The sequence below is a fragment of the Kitasatospora sp. NPDC053057 genome (genome assembly GCF_044546945.1).
Lineage (GTDB): Bacteria > Actinomycetota > Actinomycetes > Streptomycetales > Streptomycetaceae > Kitasatospora.
Window position 1 is genome coordinate 1 of sequence record NZ_JBITZP010000040.1, and the last position, 16,642, is coordinate 16,642.

The window sequence follows — 16,642 nt, forward strand, 5'->3', positions numbered from 1 at the left end:
TACTGCAGGGGGGACCCTGTGGGAGAGTAGGACGCCGCCGAACAATCATTCAGAAAAGCCCCCGATCCATCGGATCGGGGGCTTTTCGCATTTCCCGACCGTCAGACCAGTCAGGTGTTGCTCCTACCACCGACAGGTGGTCCTAGGTCCACCCCGGAATTGGGGTCCCATGACCAGTGTCCGGAGCGGGTCGTTCGTGAAAACTGATGAAGGACGATCGGTACCGGCATCGGGAGCTTGCGTGACCACAGAGACTCGTACGAGCGGCACGCCCGTGCGTACGCAGACGCGGGAGGCCTTCCAGGCCGGCGGTCAGGGGCTGGCACGGCTGGCGCAGGCAGTGCTGGCCGCGGTGCCGGGGTTCGCGCTGCCGGTGGGGGCTGCGATCTTCACCGGGGCGGTGACGGCCCAGTTCCTGCAGTACTACTTCTCGGCGTCCCTGCTGGCCCTCGCGGTCGCGGCGGTCGTGGGCTCCGCGGTGGCCGCCGCCTGCGTCCGGCGGACCGCGGACCGTACGCGTCGGTTCCTGCAGCGTTGGTACGGCATCCGCCTGCCGGCGGTCTACGATCCGCTGCCGAAGCTGGAGTCGGACGAACGCGGGCACTGGTGGACGGGCTACTCGTACCACCGCTCGCAGACGGTCGCGAAGTACGCGCAGTTGGTCCACTGGGGCCTGCGGGACCGGACGACCCGCGCCGAGCTGCTCTGGCTGGTCGTGAACCCCGTCCTGGTCGCGGCCCTGGGCGGTGCGGTGGGCCTGCTGCTGGTGCTGGGCACGGCTTTCGCCCTGTCGGGCCCGGTGCCGGCGGACGCGTTCGGTCCGATGAGTCCGCGGCTGACGTCCATGGCGCTGAGCCTGCTGGTCGGGATCGGCATGGTCCTCGCCGGGATACTCCTCGCCCCGTACGCGGTGCGCGGGTACGCGGAGGTCGCCCGCAGGGTGCTGGACCAGGACGGCCGGGCGACGCACGCTCAGCTGACCAGGCGGGTGGCCGAGCTGACCGAGACCCGGGCGGACGCGGTGGGCACCCAGGCGGCCGAGCTTCGGCGGATCGAGCGCGATCTGCACGACGGCGCCCAGGCGCGGCTGGTGGCGATCGGGATGACCCTGGGCACCATCGAGCACCTGATGGAAACCGACCAGGCGGCCGCGCGGGAGCTCCTCTCCGAGGCACGGCAGTCCTCCGCCCGGGCGCTGCAGGAGCTGCGCGACCTGGTCCGCGGCATCCACCCGCCGGTGCTCGCCGAGCGCGGACTCGGCGACGCGGTGCGGGCGTTGGCACTGGACAGCGCGCTGCCGACCGAGGTGTTCGTGAGCCTGCCGGACCGGCTGCCGGCCCCGGTCGAGGCGGCCGCCTACTTCAGCATCAGCGAGCTGCTGGCCAACGCGGCCAAGCACTCGGGGGCGGACCAGGTGTGGGTGGACATCCTGTACCGGGCCGGGTTCCTGCGGATCACGGTGACGGACGACGGTGCGGGGGTGGCGGATCCTTCCCGGGGCACGGGCCTGCGCGGGATCGAGCGCCGATTGGGTACCTTCGACGGTGTCCTCGCCATCGACAGCACGTCGGGCGGTCCCACCACCATCACCTTGGAGCTGCCGTGCGAGTTGTCCTCGCCGAGGACCTCTACCTCCTTCGCGAAGGCCTGATCCGGCTGCTGGAAGCGCACGGCTTCACCATCGCGGCTGCCGTGGAGACCGGCCCCGAGTTGTTGGAGGCGCTTCTGACCCACCGCCCGGACGTGGCGGTGGTGGACGTCCGACTGCCCCCGACGCTCACCGACGAGGGGCTCCAGGCCGCGCTCAAGGCGCGCCGGGAGATCCGGGGCCTGCCGGTGCTGGTGCTCTCCCAGCACGTCCAGCAGCTGTACGCGCGGGAGCTGCTGGCCGACGGCTCGGGCGGGATCGGCTACCTGCTGAAGGACCGGGTGTTCAACGCGGGGCAGTTCATCGACGCGGTCCGTCGGGTGGCCGCGGGCGGGACGGCGATGGACCCGGACGTGATCGCCCAGCTGATGCAGACCACCTCGCGCCGGCCCGGCCCGCTGCTCGGGCTGTCGCCCCGCGAGCGCGAGGTGCTGGAGCTGATGGCCGAGGGCTGTTCCAACTCGGCGATCGCCGCCCGCCTCTCGGTGAGCGACGGCGCCGTGGCCAAGCACATCGCCAACATCTTCAGCAAGCTCGAGCTCGCCCCCGACGAGGACGCCAACCGCCGGGTGATGGCCGTACTGGCCTACCTCAACGGAACGGCCGGGCAGAGCGGCTGACGGCCCGACCGGCCCGGACGCATCGGGAGGCGGCCCGTACGGCGACACTCCAGGCTGCGGAAAAGCTGAAACACGCGTACGAGTAAACTCCGGTGGGCCGAGCCCGGAGGTGCTCAGCCGTCCGGCGGCCCGACTGACGGGAACCGGCAGCCGAGGCCCGTACGGCAGCAGCCGACATCCAGGGGTTGATAGACGTAATGGCACGCCCAACGCTCACCAAGGCTCATCGCGGCCTGCTCGGCCTGGTCGCGGCCGGCGCCTGCATCATCTCGGGCATCGGCTTCGCGGGCTCGTACAACGCGGTGCGCGAGCTGGCCATGGAGAAAGGTTTCGGTGCCTTCTCCTACGCCTTCCCGATCGGCGTCGACGCGGGCATCGTCGTGCTCCTCGCCCTCGACCTGGTGCTGACCTGGCTGCGGATCCCCTTCCCGATGCTGCGTCAGACCGCCTGGCTGCTGACCGTCGCCACCATCGCCTTCAACGCGGCCGCCTCCTGGGGCGACCCGCTCGGCATGGGGATGCACGCCGTCATCCCCGTGCTGTTCGTCGTCGTGGTCGAGGCCTCCCGGCACGCGGTCGGCCGGATCGCGGCGATCACCGCGGACCGCCACATGGAATCGGTCCGGGTGATGCGCTGGCTGCTCTCCCCGGTGCCGACCTTCCGGCTCTGGCGGCGGATGAAGCTCTGGGAGCTCCGCTCCTACGACGAGGTCATCCGGCTGGAGCAGAACCGGCTGGTCTACCGGGCGCAGCTGCGCTTCCGCTACGGCCGCGGCTGGCGCCGCTCGGCCCCGATCCAGGCGCTGCTGCCGCTCAAGCTCGCCAAGTTCGGCGTCCCGCTGGACCCGTCGCTGCTCGACCGGCTGGACGAGGAGGCCCGCGAGCGCGACGCCAAGGAGACCCTGGCGGAGCAGGGGGCCCAGGAGCTGGAAACCCCGTCCGGGCAGGGCCGCGCCGCAGCGGCCATCGCCCCGGCGGTTCCGGCGGTCGGCAACCCGGCTGCCGCCCCCGCCGGAGCCCGGCCGCAGGCGACCCAGCAGCCCCAGCAGCCGCAGCCCCAGCCCCAGCAGTCGCAGGTCCAGCAGCCTCAGCCCCTGCCTCAGCCCGAGTCGGCCCAGGCCGAACACCCCGCCCAGGACCAGCCCCAGGCTCCCGCTCCCGCAGCGGCCGCGCCGATGTCGCCGGAGGTCGCCGCGCCGATGCTGGCGAAGCTGCACGCCGTCCGGCTGCGCGTCGCCCAGGAGCCGGAGCAGGCGGCGGCCAGCGCCCCGCAGCCGCGCGGCGAGGAGCTGAACGTCTGGACCGAGCGCCCGGTCCGCACCACCGGCCACCCGGCCGACCCCGCCCCGGGCAGCCGGGTGCCCGGTCAGGCCTCGCCGTGGTTCAAGCCCCCGCGCCCGGCCGCCGAGGAGCCCGCCCCCGCCCCCGCGCCCCGGCCGCAGCCCCAGCACCCGACCGCCCCGCAGCCGCAGGCGCAGGCCGAGCCGACCGTCGAGCCGCAGCACCGTCAGCCGGCCGCCCAGAGCGAGCACCACGCCCGGCCCGAGCAGCCCGCTCAGGCCGAGGAGCCCGCCCAAGCCGCCCAGGCCGAACCCCACCCGGAGACGGTGCCGCTGGACCAGGACATCGCCTACGACGCCCTGGTCTCCTACATCGACAACCACGGCCACCAGCCCGACCCCCCGCGTCTCGCCGCCTGGCTGACCGCCGAGTACGGCATCACCGGCAAGGGGGCGGACGGCTCGGTCCACCCCAAGGAGGTCGCCGAGCTCTACCCGCAGCTGCGCGACCGTTACGCCGCCGCCGGAAGGGACTGAGCCCGCGCCGACACCCTCCGTCCACCGCTCGGTCGGCCATTGACGACTGACCACGCCGGAGCTACCTTCGCCTCAACAAATTGTTGAAGTGCTGGTTCGGCATGGAGGAGTGCGGATGTCGCAGGTCGAGGTCGACGGAACCGGACCGACGGGCGGGGCCTCCTTCTCCGCCGCCGCCCGCGACGCCGTGGAGGCACTGCTCGCCCCGGTGGACGCCGACCTGGCGCGCCGCTACCCGGGCGACTCCGGCACCCGGCAGCCGGTGCACACCGTCTACGTCCCCGCCGACGCCTTCCGCGCCGAGACCGTACGGGAGTGGGGCCGCCAGGCCCTGGAGGCCTTCGACACCCACGCCGGCACCCCCGCCGAGCTGGCCCGCGCCCTCGGCGTCGCCGACGACGAACTGCTCGCCGACGTGCACGCCCGGGTGCGCGCCAAGCTGGAGCGCGAGCCGATCGAGGACCTGCGGATCGACTTCGAGGACGGCTACGGCCCCCGCCCGGACGCCGAGGAGGACGCCGCCGCCGTCCGGGCCGCCGAACTGGTCGCCGCCGCGGTGGCCGAGGGCAGCGCGCCGCCGTACCTCGGCATCCGGATCAAGTGCATGGAGGCGCCCGTCCGCGCCCGCGGCATCCGCACCCTGGAGCTGTTCCTCGCCACCCTGCTGGCGAACGGCGGCCTGCCGGAGGGCCTGGTGTTGACGCTCCCCAAGGTCACCTACGCCGAGCAGGTCACCGCCCTGGTCCGGCTGCTGGAGGACTTCGAGCGCCGGGCCGGGCTGCCCGCCGGCCGGATCGGCTTCGAGATCCAGATCGAGACCACCCAGGCGATCCTCGGCCCGGACGGCCGGGCCACCGTCGCCCTCATGATCGGGGCCGCCGAGGGCCGCGCCACCGGTCTGCACTACGGCACCTTCGACTACAGCGCCTCCTGCGGCGTCAGCGCGGCCCACCAGAGCATGGACCACCCGGTCGCCGACCACGCCAAGGCCGTCATGCAGGTCGCCGCGGCCGGCACCGGCGTCCGGCTCTCCGACGGCTCGACCAACGTGATCCCCACCGGCTCCACCGAGCAGGTGCACGCCGCCTGGAAGCTCCACCACGACCTGGTCCGCCGCTCGCTGGCCCGCGCCTACTACCAGGGCTGGGACATGCACCCGGCGCACCTGCCGACCCGCTACGTCGCGGTGTACTCCTTCTACCGCGAGGGCCTGGCGACCGCTGCCGCCCGGCTGGCCGCGTACGTCGCCAAGGCGGGCGGCGACGTGATGGACGAACCGGCCACCGCCCGGGCGCTCAGCGGCTATCTGCTGCGCGGCCTGGACTGCGGCGCCGTCGACCCGGCCGAGGTCACCGCGCTGACCGGCCTGGACCGCGCCCGGCTGGACGCCCTGGCCGGCCGCTGAGCCCCCGGCCACCGCTCGGTCCCGGCGGCCGCTGATCCTGCGGCCGCACGCCAACTAGGCTGGCGGTGCCGCCCCGGCCCCCGGGGTGCGCGCCGCCAGCCGTCGCCGTTCCCGGGAGAACCACCGCGCCATGTCCGCCACGCCGGAACCGACCGCCAGGCCGTACCTCACCATCCGGCGGGCCGGCAGCCACGAGACCGAGATCAAGAAGTCGCGCTTCATCTGCCACCTCGCCCGGCTCTCCGACGAGGACGAGGCGCAGGCCTTCATCGCCGGCATCCGCAAGCAGTACTGGGACGCCCGGCACAACTGCACCGCCTTCGTGGTCGGCGACGACCAGCGCCGCGAGCGCTCCAGCGACGACGGCGAGCCCGGCGGTACGGCCGGGGTGCCGATGCTGGAGGTGCTGCGCCGACGCGGCCTGACCGACACCGTCGCCGTGGTGACCAGGTACTTCGGCGGGATCAAGCTCGGTGCGGGCGGCCTGGTGCGGGCCTACGGGAACGCGGTGTCGGCGGCGGTCGACGAGGTCGGCCTGCTGGAGCGGCGGCCGGTCGCGCTGCTCGCGGTGACGGCGGACCACGTGCGCGCCGGACGGGTGGAGAACGACCTGCGGGCCGCCGGGTACGCGGTGAGCGACCTCGCCTACGAGGCGGCCGGGGTGCGGATCGAGGTGGGAGTGCCGGAGCCGGAGGTGGCCGGGTTCCACACCTGGCTGGCCGAGGCGACCGGCGGTACGGCGGTCGCGGTGCCGGCCGGCCGCACCTACGTGGAGGTGCCGGTCTGACGCACGGCCCCGCGGAGTCGCTCCCCGTAGCCGAGCGGTTGCGCCACGCGGAAGACGGCTTGAACAGATTCACCCGAACGTAGTGTCGTGGCCCGGAGTTGGAACTTCCGCTCCGGGCCGTGGCGTTTCCTGGGCAAGGATCCGGCCGAACCGGACGAAAACCATCGATGGAGGACACCAGACCCCACCCCGCACCACGGAGGTATGCGCATGACCTCAGACCGCTCGCCGTCACCCGCCGGTGCCACCCTGCCCGGCGCCCGCGGCCCCGCGACGCCCTACCGGATGACCGTCACCACCGCCCTCCCGCACGCCGAGGCCGTCGCCCTGGCCGACGAACAGCTCGCCTCCTGGCTGAAGCAGGAGGGCTGCGAGGAGCCCCCGCCCACCTCCGACGCCGCCGCGGGAACGCCTCCCGCTGCCGAGCGCCTGCGCCTGGGCGAACGCGTCCTGCTGGACCGCGACCACGGACCGCTGCGCGGCGGCCCGGGCGCCGGCCGCTACGACCGCCGCCGCCTGCGCACCCCGGCCCCCCACGGCACCAGACAGCTCACCCTCACCGTGGCCACCGTCACCGGCGGCCCCACCTGGTTCCGGCTGGAGGCGGAGACCCACAACACCGGCAGCGGTGTGCGCACCCCCTGCCGGGTGCCGGTCCCCGAACTCGCCCGCACGCTGCTCCCGCTGCTGGACGCCGCCGACGGCCCGGCCGCCGTCCACCCCGCCCCCCGGGTGATCACGGCCGGCGAGGTCGACGACCTGATCGACGAGCTGTGCGACCCGGAGCGCCGACTGCCCACCGTGGTCGCCAGCGTCCCGGTGAACCTCCCGCTCGACCACTGGGTCGAGGAGGTGGTCCGCCCGCTCTGCCGACAGCTGCCCGGCCTGGCCACCGCCTACGTGCTGGACCCGGGCGCCCGCACCGGGTTCAACGTCGCGCTGGAGTACCACACCGTCTACGGCGGTGCGGTGCGCACCTACCTGCCCGAGGTCGACCCGGCCTCCCGGCAGGACGGTGCCCGACACCCGGTGCTCGCCCGGGGCCGAATAGAACAGGACCTCCGCCGCGCCGCCGGGCTGCTCGCCCGCGAACCGCGCCGCCTCGCCGCCGACCAGCCGCTGCCGCCGCCGCTGGCCGCCGTCCCGGTGTTGCGCGTCCCGCCACCGCAGCTGCGCCCGGCCGCCGACCGGACGCCCGGGGCCGAGGCCGGGCCCGTGCGCGCGGGCACCGACGTGAACACCGGCGCGACCGCTGCCAGGACCGTCGATCCAGCCGTCGATCCGGCCGCCGAACTGGCCGCGCTCGCCCGCGAGGAGCAGCAGGACCTCGCCGAGCAGCAGGCCAGGGCCGACGAACTGGAGCGGGTCCGGCGCACCCTCCGCCTGGAGCGCCGTGACCGCGGCCAGACCAGGGACGCCCACGAGGGCCGCCTCCGCACCGGCACCCGCGGCGCCCTGAGCGGCCGTCACTGCAGCGGCCCGGCCGCCACCGGCCGCCGCAGCGCCGCCCAGTCCTCCGGGTGCCCGGCCAAGCCCGAGACCTTCACCGAACTCCTCGTCAGGATCGGCGAGTTCCCGCTGCTCACCTTCACCGGCGACCAGAAGAGCGCGCTCGCCCTGGATGGACTCCAGTGCGTCGGCGCCGGCTGGGCCCGGCTCGCCTGGGACGGCCTGACGGCCCTGCAGGAGTACGCGGAGGCAGCCGTGCGCGGCGCGGCCGGCGGGGACTTCAAGCAGTGGTGCGAGCACACGCCGGACGGCTGCCACCGCTTCCCGCCCCGCAAGGCGGTGCGCGGGGAGTCCCGGACGGTGTTCAGCCACACCAAGTGGAAACGCGAACGGATGCTGCCGGTACCGGAGTGCGTGGACGCCTCCCGGCGCGCGTTCATGGGCGCGCACCTGCGGATCGGCGGCGGCCGTACCGCACCCCGGCTGCACTATCTGGACGACTGTTCCGGCAGTGGCCGGATCTATGTCGGCTACATCGGTCTGCACCTCACCAACACCCGGACCAACTGACTGGCTTGGCTGACCGCCGCGCCCGTTCGGTGGACAATGTCCGGCAGGGGGCGGGGCCGTGGGCCGGTCGGTCGCCCCCGGCAGGCGCCGGACGAGCATGGGGGAACGACGACCGATGCAGTACTCAGCAGACGGCCAGTCCGACGGCACCGCCACCGTCCAGTTCCCCCAACCGGGCTTCCTCGCCTCGGTCTTCGGCGACCTCGGCGCCGACCAGGGCCCGGAGCCGGACGGCGCCGCGGGCCGGGCCGTGCCCGGCCGCCCCGGCCCGGACCCGGCCGACCTTAACCCCGACCAGCCGGGCACCGCCGACCCGAACCCCGCCGACCCGAACCCCGCCGACCCCGGTGAGGCCATCGCGGCGCACGCCCGGGCCGCCGCCCTCACCCACCACCGCACGCTCACCGTCCAGGCCGAGCACGACCGGCTGGCCGACCTGCTGCGGCGGGCCGCGCTGCCCGTCTCGGCCATGGACTTCGAGAGCCAGCTGCGCCACTACGAGCCCCGCCCCTACCCGGCCGACGCCCCGGGGGCCGACGAGGGGTCCGAACCCCGCTGGGAGGACTTCGCCCCCGCCGAGCCGGCCGTCGCCGACCCGGAGCGCGGCCCCTCCCGCCGCCTCCTGGACTCCGGCTACCAGCGCGAACTGGCCCAGGCCCGGCTCACCCACCAGCGCGCCCTGCGCGAGTGGCGCACCCGTCAGGCCGAGGCCGGCAGCCCGGCCGCCGACGAGTCCCGGCGCGCCCACGAGGCGGCCGAGGAGGCCCGGGCCCGTGCCGTGCGCGAGTACAACGAGAGCCTGGAGGAGTGCCGGCGCGCCTACCGGCTGGCCGAGCCGGCCGCCGTGGAGTCGCTGCTGGAACGCGCGCTGGCCGCGGCCGAGACCGCCACCCAGGACCTGTCGGCCCCCTGCCGGGCGGTCTTCCGCCCGCTCACCCGCACCGCCGTGCTGGACCTCGACCTGCCCCCGCTCGACCTGGTGCCCTCGCTCACCGGCTACCGGCTCGCCCCCGAGGGCGACATCGTCCCGGTGCCGCGCCCGCCCGCGGACCGGGCCACCGACTACCTGCGGCTGGTCGCCCGGCTCGCCCTGCGCTCGCTGCAGGCCGCCGACGCCGTGGACACCGACGAGATACTCGCCGGCGTCGTCCTCAACGGCTGGCTGCGCGAGCCCGGCGCGGCCGAGCCGCTCTGCCTGCTCAGCGTGGACGCGGACCGCGACGCGCTGGCCCGCACCCGACTGCTGCCGCCGGAGACCCCGTACGAGGACCGCGACGACGAGGGCGTCTACGCCGACGCCGAGCAGGACGAGGCCCTGGTCCGGCTGCGCCAGCTCGGCGCCGCCGTCACCCCGGACCCGTACGCCAGGACGGTCGTCCAGCCGGCCGCCCAGGCCGGTGCCACCGTCCCGGCCGCGCCCGACCTGTCCGCCAACGAGTTCGTCCAGCTGGTGCGCGACCTGCTCACCCGGGGCGGGCTCGCCGAGTGGAGCGTACGGCTGCGCGGTCCGGCCGGGCTGGTCGCCACCGGCGAGGGAGCCCCGGGCAGTGCGCTGCCGGGCCGCTGGGTGGTCTGGGCCTCCCGGGACACCGCGTCGGTAGGCGTGGAGCAGATCGAGACCCTGGCCGAGGCGGTTCGCGAGGAGTCCGCGGAACGCGGCCTGCGGCTGACCACCGGCCGCTTCGCCGAGGAGGCCCTGGACCTCACCGCGGAGGAGAGCCACCGGCACATCCACCTGATCGACGGTGACGGCGTCCGCGAACTCGCCCGCACCCACCTCGGCCTGCCGCTCGCCGCCGGCCACTGACCCTCCGGGGCGGAGCGGCCCGGTCCGACTTCACCCCGACGGCCCACCCGGCGGGCGCCCCTCCGCACCCGGACAAAGGCTGAGGGGACCGGGCCGACGGGACCGCGCAGAGGAGCGGTCGAGCCCCCCGGCACCCCCCCGGGCGATCACCGTCGAACGGCCGTCCGGTACGGTCGGCGGTCGGCCCGGCGACGGGCGGACCCCAGGGGGAGAGGAATGGGCAGAGCGCTCGGCAGATCACACGGCGGCACCGGCCATCCGGCGGGCCCGGCCGACCCGGCCGATTCGCGGGGCCCGGCGGGCCCGACCGTCCCGGCGGCGGAGGCGGCCCGATGACCGCCGTCCTGGTAGCCGCCGGGGCGTTCCTGATGACGCTGATCGGCGGCTTCGTCGCCCAGCGCACCGGCGACCGCCGCCACCTGGTGCTCGGCTTCGCCGCCGGCCTGATGCTCGGCGTGGTCGCCTTCGACCTGCTGCCCGAGGCCATCCACCAGGCGCCGGGCGAGGTGCACGGCGTGCCCCAGGCACTGCTGACGTTCGCGGGCGGCTTCCTCACCATCCACGTGATCGAGCGCGCCGTCGCCATCCACCGCGGCCACGAGGGCGAGTACGCCGAACACACCCACGGCCACCACCACGGCCACGCCCACCACTCCGGGCACCAGGGCATCGGCCTGACCGCCGCGCTGGCCCTGGTCGGGCACAGCGTGATGGACGGCTTCGCGATCGGTGCCGCCTTCCAGGCCGGTACCACCGTCGGCACCGTGGTGGCCATCGCGGTGGTCGCCCACGACTTCGCCGACGGCTTCAACACGTACACGATCACCCGGCTGTACGGGAACAACCGGCGCCGGGCGCTGGCCCTGCTCGCGGCCGACGCGCTGGCCCCGGTCTCCGGCGCCGCGATCACCCTGGCCTTCACCATCCCGGAGCACCTGCTCGGCCTCTACCTGGGCTTCTTCTCCGGCTTCCTGCTCTACCTGGCGACCTCCGACATCCTCCCCGAGGCGCACAGCCCGCACCCCTCGCGCAGCACCCTGCTGTGCACGCTGGCCGGGGTCGGCTTCATGTGGCTGGTCATCGGCTTCGCCAGCTAGCGTCGCCGGTCCCGCCGGTCCTGGCGGTCCTGCCGCTACCGCCGCTGAGCCTCCCCGTCCGAGCCCCAGCCGTCCCGCATCGCCGCCAGCGCCTCGGTGATCGCCGGCCGCCGGGAGGCCTGGGCGCGCCAGAGCGCGAACACCCGCCGGCTCGGCTGCGAGGCGATCGGGCGGGCCGCCACCCCGGCCGGCAGCGGGCCGCGGCCGAGCCGGGGCACCACGGCCATCCCCAGACCGGCCGCCACCAGCGCGATCTGGGTCTCGAAGTCGCCGACCTGGTAGTGCACGTCCGGCTCCTCGCCGGCCTCGCGCAGGGTGCGGACCAGCCAGTCGTGGCAGATGTTGCCCGGCGGCACGCTGATCCAGCGCTGCCCGCACAGCCGTTCCACCGGCACCGCGTCCAGCGCGGCCAGGTCGTCCCCGGCGGGCAGCACCAGGTCCACCGGGTCCGTCCCGAGGTCCAGCCGGGAGAGCCCCTCCTGCACCGGCAGCGGCACGCTCGGCCAGTCCTGCACCAGCGCGAGGTCCACCTCGCCCCGCGCCACCAGCTCCGCCGCCGGGTACGGGTCGCTCTCCAGCAGCCGGACGTCGAGCTCCGGGCAGCGCCGCCGCAGCTCGGCCAGCACCCCGGGCATCAGCCCGCGCGCCCCGGTCGCGAAGGCGGCCACCAGCAGCCCTCCGACCGCCTGGCCGCGCTGCTCCTCCAGCCGCACCTCGGCCTGCTCCACCAGCCCCAGGACGGTGCGCGCGGTGGCGGCCAGCTCGTGGGCCGCGTCGGTCAGCGCCACGCCCCGGCCCTGTCGCTCCAGCAGCACCGTGCGGGTCTCCCGTTCCAGCTTGGCGATCTGCTGGGAGACCGCCGAGGGCGTGAACCCGAGCGCGGCCGCCGCCCCGCCGACCGAGCCGTGCACCGCCACCGCGTGCAGCGCCCGCAGGCGCCCCAGATCCATCATGCAGCGATCCTAAAGTGTTTCCTTCAGAATTCATCGCTGGTGCTACACGTTCCCGCGCCGCCATGCTCGACCCATGACCGCAACACCCGCCGCTCCGGTCGGCGCGAGCATGAGTCCCCGTCACATCGCCCTGGCCGTCCTGGTGGCCGCCGTCTGGGGCCTCAACTTCGTCCTCATCCACGTCGGCCTGGACAGCTTCCCGCCGCTGCTCTTCTGCGCCCTGCGGTTCGCCGTGGTCGCCGTCCCGGCGGTGTTCTTCGTCGGCCCGCCCAAGGTGGCCTGGCGCTGGGTGCTGGCGGTCGGAGTGGTCCTCGGGGTGGTCAAGTTCGGGCTGCTCTTCCTCGGCATGCACGCCGGGATGCCGGCCGGCCTCTCCTCCCTGGTGCTCCAGGGCCAGGCCGGCTTCACCGCGCTGTTCGCCGCCGTCCTGCTGCGCGAGCGCCCCGGCCGGCGGCGGCTGCTCGGCCTGGCGATCGCCTTCGCGGGCATCGCCCTGAGTGCCTTCGACCAGGGCCTCGGCGGCCCGTTCGGCGCCTTCGTTCTGGTCGTGCTGGCGGCCGTCGCCTGGGGCCTGGCCAACGTGCTGACCCGCAAGGCCTCGCCGCCGGACGCACTGCGCTGGATGGTCTGGGTCAGCGCCGTCCCGCCGCTGCCGCTGCTGGCCCTGTCCCTGCTGGTCGAAGGCCCGGACGCGGACCTGCGCGCGCTGCGCGGGATGACCCTCGGCGGGCTCGGCGCGATCGGCTACGTCGGGCTGCTCTCCACCCTGTTCGGCTTCGTCGCCTGGAGCTACCTGCTGCGCAGCTACGACGCGACCGCCGTCGCACCCTACTCGCTGCTGGTGCCGGTGTTCGGAATGTCCTCGGCCTGGCTGCTGCTCGGCGAGCGGGTCAGCCCGACGGCCGCCGCGGCCGCCCTGCTGGTGATCGCCGGGATCGGGGTCACCGCGCTGCGCCCGGGGGCGCCGTCCGCGGCGGCGGCCCGGCTGCGAGGAAGCGGGCCTCGGCGGCGCGCAGCACTCGCAGCAGCACCTCCTCGTCCTCGGGGCTGACCTCGCCGAAGTACTCCTGCGCCACCTCGTCCCGGACCTGCCCGATCCGTTCCAGCGCCGCGCGCCCGGCCTCGGTCAGCAGGATCCGGACCGCCCGCCGGTCGGCCGGGTCGGGGTGGCGCTCGACCAGTCCGGCCTCCTCCAGCGCGTCGACCACCGTGGTGGCCGAGCGCGGGGCGATGTGCAGCTTCTCCGCGAGGTCGCTCAGCCGCATCGCGTGGTCCGGCGTCTCGCAGCCGGGCGCGTGGGCGAGCGTGCGCAGTGCCCGGGCCTGGCCGGGGGTGATGCCGTAGGGCTCCAGCCGCCAGCCGGTTTGGCGACGGATCCGCTTGATCGCCCTGGTCATGGTGTCCGCGAGTTCGGCGGCGGCGCCGGGGGCGCCGGGCCGGGGGCCGGAGGAGGGGTCCGCCGGACCGGCGGGTGGCGTGGTGGTCATCGGCGGTCTCCTCGGCTGGCGTCGGCTCAAGCGTATCGGCCGGTCCCGGGCGTCCGGCCGGCAGCGGAAAGTGGTCGGAAAAATATGTTGAGCTTAGCTCAGCATCTGCGTTAAGGTGCTCCTAAGTGAGGGGACCCTAAGTTTCCTCCCGTCCTTGGAGCACCCATGCCCGTTTCCACCGCCCGCGTCGCCACCGACCGTCCCGCCCGCTACGCCAAGCAGCTCGCCGCCCACATGAGCCGCCGGATCGAGACCTCCTTCTCCCCGGAGACCGGCCACGGCACCCTGGTCTTCCGCGCCGGCGCCGCCACCCTGGAGACCCAGCCGGACGCGCTGCTGCTCACCGTCGAGGGCGAGCGCGAGAAGCTGCCCGAGCTGGAGGACGTCGTCGGCCGTCACCTCGTCCGCTTCGGCGCCCGCGACGAACTCGTCGTCGAGTGGCACCGCGACAACGGCGAGGCCGGCCTCGTCCACCGCAACGACGAGGACGCCCCCGAGGCCTGAGCCCCTCAGGCGCCCGGCCGGGGCAGCCACCTGTCGAGCGCCCACAGCACCAGGGCCGCCAGGCACCAGCTGGCCACCACGTCCAGCAGCCAGTGGAAGCTGCTCCACACCAGCCCCGCGCCCACCCCCAGTGCCAGCGCCACCGCGCCCGCGGTCAGCCCCCGGGCCGTCCGCACCCCCGCCACCCGGGCCAGCAGCAGCGCCGCCACGCCGTACGAGAACGTCGCGGTCGCGGTGTGCCCGGACGGGAACCAGCCCCACTGCCCCGGCGCCAGCGGATCCCCGAGCGGACCCGGCCGGGCGAACGCGGCCTTCGCCGGAACCACCAGCAGCGGGATCAGCACCGCGGTCAGCGCCGCCACCGGCAGCGGAAGCCACCAACGCGCCGCCCCCGCCCGGCGCCACCACCAGGCGGCCAGCCCCCCGGCCGCCAGCAGCACCGGAACGGCGACCTCACCGTCGCCCAGGTTCGACAACAGGTGGCCCAGGTGGTCGAGCAGTGCGCTCGGGTGGTCCCGGTGGGACGACCGGACGGCCGCGCGCACCGAGCGGTCCAGTCCGAGCAGCGGCCCGTCCACCGCCACCTGCCAGGACACCAGCAGCAGCACCATCGCCGCCACCACCGGCACCGCCACCGACCGGGCCACCCGGCCCGGAACAGCGGACAGCCGCCCCGGAGCAGGGGGGAGAGCTCCGGGGCGGCTCTGATGATCGCCGTTCCGTGCGCCCCGGGGGGTGTGGGTCGGACGGTCGGTCGATCGGCCTTCGGTGTGTGCCGACCCTCCCGGGGCGGCCTGGTTGTCCTCGCGGCGCCCGCGCGGACCCTCCCCTCGGGGAGGCTCCGCGGACGGCTCCGCCAATGGCTGAGGCTCGCTGTCCATCTGTGATGACACTACGTCAACAACCCTTCCCGGCCGAGCGCCTTCAGCGATTCCGCACATCATCTTCACCCCGCTCCGGACAACCCCAGGGCGGTCCCGTCGATCATGCCCGGGCCGCCCGGACGGGCCCCGCGGACGGGCCCTCGGTCGACCCCGGCGAACCGAACGGCCCGTGGGGACCAGAGTCCCCACGGGCCGTTCAGCGCTGTCCGGACATCCCTCCGGCGGGCAGATGGCGCCTGGATCAGGCGGCGGTGACACCCTGGAGCGCGAAGGCGCCCTCGATGATGTCCAGACCCTCGGTGAGCAGGTGCTCCGGGATCACCAGCGGCGGCAGGAAGCGCAGCACGTTGCCGTAGGTGCCGGCGGTGAGGACCACCAGACCCTCGGCGTGGCAGGCCTTGGCCACGGCGGCGGTGAACTCCGGGTTCGGCTCCTTGGAGCCCGGCTTCACCAGCTCGACGGCGATCATCGCGCCGCGACCGCGGACGTCACCGATCACGTCGAACTTCTCCTGCATCGCCCGCAGACGGCCCAGCATGACCTCGCCGATCCGCTGCGCCTTGCCGACGAGGTCCTGCTCCTTCATCGTCTCGATGGCGCCCAGCGCGGCCGCGCAGGCCACCGGGTTGCCGCCGTACGTACCGCCCAGGCCGCCCGCGTGCGCGGCGTCCATGATCTCGGCGCGACCGGTCACCGCGGCCAGCGGCAGACCGCCGGCGATGCCCTTGGCGGTGGTGATCAGGTCCGGGACGATGCCCTCGTCCTCACAGGCGAACCACTGGCCGGTGCGGCAGAAACCGGTCTGGATCTCGTCGGCGACGAACACGATGCCGTTCGCCTTCGCGAACTCCACGATGGCCGGCATGAAGCCCTTGGCCGGCTCGATGAAGCCGCCCTCGCCCTGGATCGGCTCGATGATGATCGCGGCGATGTTCTCGGCGCCGATCTGCTTGTTGATGATCTCGATCGCCTGGGCGGCGGCCTCGGCGGCGCAGTTCTCCGCACCGGTCAGCCAGCGGTACGGGTAGGCCACCGGCACCCGGTAGATCTCCGGGGCGAACGGACCGAAGCCCTGCTTGTACGGCATGTTCTTCGCCGTCAGGCCCATGGTCAGGTTGGTGCGGCCGTGGTAGCCGTGGTCGAACACCACGACGGCGGTGCGCTTGGTGTACACGCGGGCGATCTTCACCGCGTTCTCGACCGCCTCGGCGCCCGAGTTGAACAGCGCCGTGCGCTTCTCGTGGTCGCCCGGGGTCAGCTCGTTCAGCTGCTCGGCGACGGCCACGTAACCCTCGTACGGGGTCACCATGAAGCAGGTGTGGGTGAAGGCGGCCAGTTGCTCGCTCGCCTTGGCCACCACGGCCTCGGCGCTGTTGCCGACGTTGGTCACGGCGATGCCGGAGCCGAAGTCGATCAGCGAGTTGCCGTCCACGTCCTCCAGCACGCCGCCGTTGGCACGGGTGACGTACACCGGCAGGGTGGTCCCGACGCCGGCCGCCACCGCACCCAGCTTGCGGGCCTGCAGCTCCTGCGACTTCGGACCGGGGATCGCGGTGACCAGACGGCGCTCCTGCGGGAGCGGCGTTACGGCGCTCATGGGGTATCTCCAGACTT

The 16,642-nt window shown here is 74.4% G+C and carries 14 protein-coding genes; 10 read left to right on the plus strand and 4 right to left on the minus strand.

Annotated elements, in window-relative coordinates; translation table 11 throughout:
• Window positions 1-274 precede the first annotated feature (274 nt).
• From ACIG5E_RS31040 to ACIG5E_RS31075, 8 genes are all read left to right on the plus strand, one after another.
• The gene (locus ACIG5E_RS31040; protein WP_396539033.1) at window positions 275-1,651 is read left to right on the plus strand and encodes a sensor histidine kinase; all 1,377 of its coding nucleotides are present in this window, start codon (window positions 275-277) and stop codon (window positions 1,649-1,651) included.
• The gene (locus ACIG5E_RS31045) at window positions 1,603-2,268 is read left to right on the plus strand and encodes a LuxR C-terminal-related transcriptional regulator (RefSeq protein WP_396539035.1); all 666 of its coding nucleotides are present in this window, start codon (window positions 1,603-1,605) and stop codon (window positions 2,266-2,268) included. The genes ACIG5E_RS31040 and ACIG5E_RS31045 overlap by 49 nt, the downstream gene beginning before the upstream one ends.
• A 197-nt stretch (window positions 2,269-2,465) precedes the next feature.
• Complete coding sequence (locus tag ACIG5E_RS31050) at window positions 2,466-4,085, plus strand: DUF2637 domain-containing protein (protein WP_396539037.1); 1,620 nt, start codon at window positions 2,466-2,468, stop codon at window positions 4,083-4,085.
• A gap of 115 nt (window positions 4,086-4,200) precedes the next feature.
• Window positions 4,201-5,490, plus strand: coding sequence for a DUF6986 family protein (locus ACIG5E_RS31055; protein WP_396539039.1), 1,290 nt, complete (start codon window positions 4,201-4,203; stop codon window positions 5,488-5,490).
• Between the two features lie 130 nt (window positions 5,491-5,620).
• On the plus strand, window positions 5,621-6,277 hold the full coding sequence (locus ACIG5E_RS31060) for a YigZ family protein (RefSeq protein WP_396539041.1): 657 nt from the start codon (window positions 5,621-5,623) through the stop codon (window positions 6,275-6,277).
• 210 nt (window positions 6,278-6,487) lie between these two features.
• Window positions 6,488-8,296: a hypothetical protein gene (locus tag ACIG5E_RS31065; protein ID WP_396539043.1), complete on the plus strand. Its 1,809-nt coding sequence runs from the start codon at window positions 6,488-6,490 to the stop codon at window positions 8,294-8,296.
• A 115-nt stretch (window positions 8,297-8,411) separates the two neighbouring features.
• A complete protein-coding gene (locus ACIG5E_RS31070; RefSeq protein WP_396539045.1) occupies window positions 8,412-10,103 on the plus strand; it encodes a restriction endonuclease in 1,692 nt (563 codons plus the stop codon).
• A 332-nt stretch (window positions 10,104-10,435) separates the two neighbouring features.
• Complete coding sequence (locus ACIG5E_RS31075) at window positions 10,436-11,200, plus strand: ZIP family metal transporter (protein WP_396539047.1); 765 nt, start codon at window positions 10,436-10,438, stop codon at window positions 11,198-11,200.
• Window positions 11,201-11,235: 35 nt separating this feature from the next.
• On the opposite strand, the gene ACIG5E_RS31080 is transcribed toward ACIG5E_RS31075, so the two are convergent.
• Window positions 11,236-12,153, minus strand: a complete 918-nt coding sequence (locus ACIG5E_RS31080; RefSeq protein ID WP_396539049.1) for a LysR family transcriptional regulator — start codon at window positions 12,151-12,153, stop codon at window positions 11,236-11,238.
• Window positions 12,154-12,262: 109 nt separating this feature from the next.
• On the opposite strand from ACIG5E_RS31080, the gene ACIG5E_RS31085 reads away from it, so the two are divergent.
• Window positions 12,263-13,204, plus strand: a complete 942-nt coding sequence (locus tag ACIG5E_RS31085; protein WP_396539129.1) for an EamA family transporter — start codon at window positions 12,263-12,265, stop codon at window positions 13,202-13,204.
• Here ACIG5E_RS31085 and ACIG5E_RS31090 read toward each other — a convergent pair.
• The gene (locus ACIG5E_RS31090; protein WP_396539051.1) at window positions 13,095-13,640 is read right to left on the minus strand and encodes a MarR family winged helix-turn-helix transcriptional regulator; all 546 of its coding nucleotides are present in this window, start codon (window positions 13,638-13,640) and stop codon (window positions 13,095-13,097) included. The two genes, ACIG5E_RS31085 and ACIG5E_RS31090, sit on opposite strands and share 110 nt — an antisense overlap.
• 165 nt (window positions 13,641-13,805) lie before the next feature.
• Between ACIG5E_RS31090 and ACIG5E_RS31095 the strand changes: the two genes are divergently transcribed.
• Window positions 13,806-14,144 carry a DUF2218 domain-containing protein gene (locus ACIG5E_RS31095; RefSeq protein WP_396539053.1) on the plus strand — a complete coding sequence of 113 codons (339 nt, stop codon included), beginning with the start codon at window positions 13,806-13,808 and terminating at the stop codon, window positions 14,142-14,144.
• Window positions 14,145-14,149: 5 nt separating this feature from the next.
• On the opposite strand, the gene ACIG5E_RS31100 is transcribed toward ACIG5E_RS31095, so the two are convergent.
• Both ACIG5E_RS31100 and gabT read right to left on the minus strand, forming a co-directional pair.
• Entirely contained in the window at window positions 14,150-14,779 is a 630-nt protein-coding gene (locus ACIG5E_RS31100) for a phosphatase PAP2 family protein (RefSeq protein ID WP_396539055.1), read from the minus strand.
• 490 nt (window positions 14,780-15,269) lie between these two features.
• Window positions 15,270-16,625: a 4-aminobutyrate--2-oxoglutarate transaminase gene (gene gabT, locus ACIG5E_RS31105; RefSeq protein WP_396539057.1), complete on the minus strand. Its 1,356-nt coding sequence runs from the start codon at window positions 16,623-16,625 to the stop codon at window positions 15,270-15,272.
• Between the last annotated feature and the right edge of the window lie 17 nt (window positions 16,626-16,642).

Bases quoted from the DNA above. Each gene is read 5' to 3' on its own strand.
- ACIG5E_RS31050 (WP_396539037.1), top strand. From the start codon at position 2,466: ATGGCACGCCCAACGCTCACCAAGGCTCATCGCGGCCTGCTCGGCCTG.
- ACIG5E_RS31055 (WP_396539039.1), top strand. From the start codon at position 4,201: ATGTCGCAGGTCGAGGTCGACGGAACCGGACCGACGGGCGGGGCCTCC.
- ACIG5E_RS31060 (WP_396539041.1), top strand. From the start codon at position 5,621: ATGTCCGCCACGCCGGAACCGACCGCCAGGCCGTACCTCACCATCCGG.
- ACIG5E_RS31065 (WP_396539043.1), top strand. From the start codon at position 6,488: ATGACCTCAGACCGCTCGCCGTCACCCGCCGGTGCCACCCTGCCCGGC.
- ACIG5E_RS31070 (WP_396539045.1), top strand. From the start codon at position 8,412: ATGCAGTACTCAGCAGACGGCCAGTCCGACGGCACCGCCACCGTCCAG.
- ACIG5E_RS31075 (WP_396539047.1), top strand. From the start codon at position 10,436: ATGACCGCCGTCCTGGTAGCCGCCGGGGCGTTCCTGATGACGCTGATC.
- ACIG5E_RS31080 (WP_396539049.1), bottom strand. From the start codon at position 12,153: ATGATGGATCTGGGGCGCCTGCGGGCGCTGCACGCGGTGGCGGTGCAC.
- ACIG5E_RS31085 (WP_396539129.1), top strand. From the start codon at position 12,263: ATGAGTCCCCGTCACATCGCCCTGGCCGTCCTGGTGGCCGCCGTCTGG.
- ACIG5E_RS31090 (WP_396539051.1), bottom strand. From the start codon at position 13,640: ATGACCACCACGCCACCCGCCGGTCCGGCGGACCCCTCCTCCGGCCCC.
- ACIG5E_RS31095 (WP_396539053.1), top strand. From the start codon at position 13,806: ATGCCCGTTTCCACCGCCCGCGTCGCCACCGACCGTCCCGCCCGCTAC.
- gabT (WP_396539057.1), bottom strand. From the start codon at position 16,625: ATGAGCGCCGTAACGCCGCTCCCGCAGGAGCGCCGTCTGGTCACCGCG.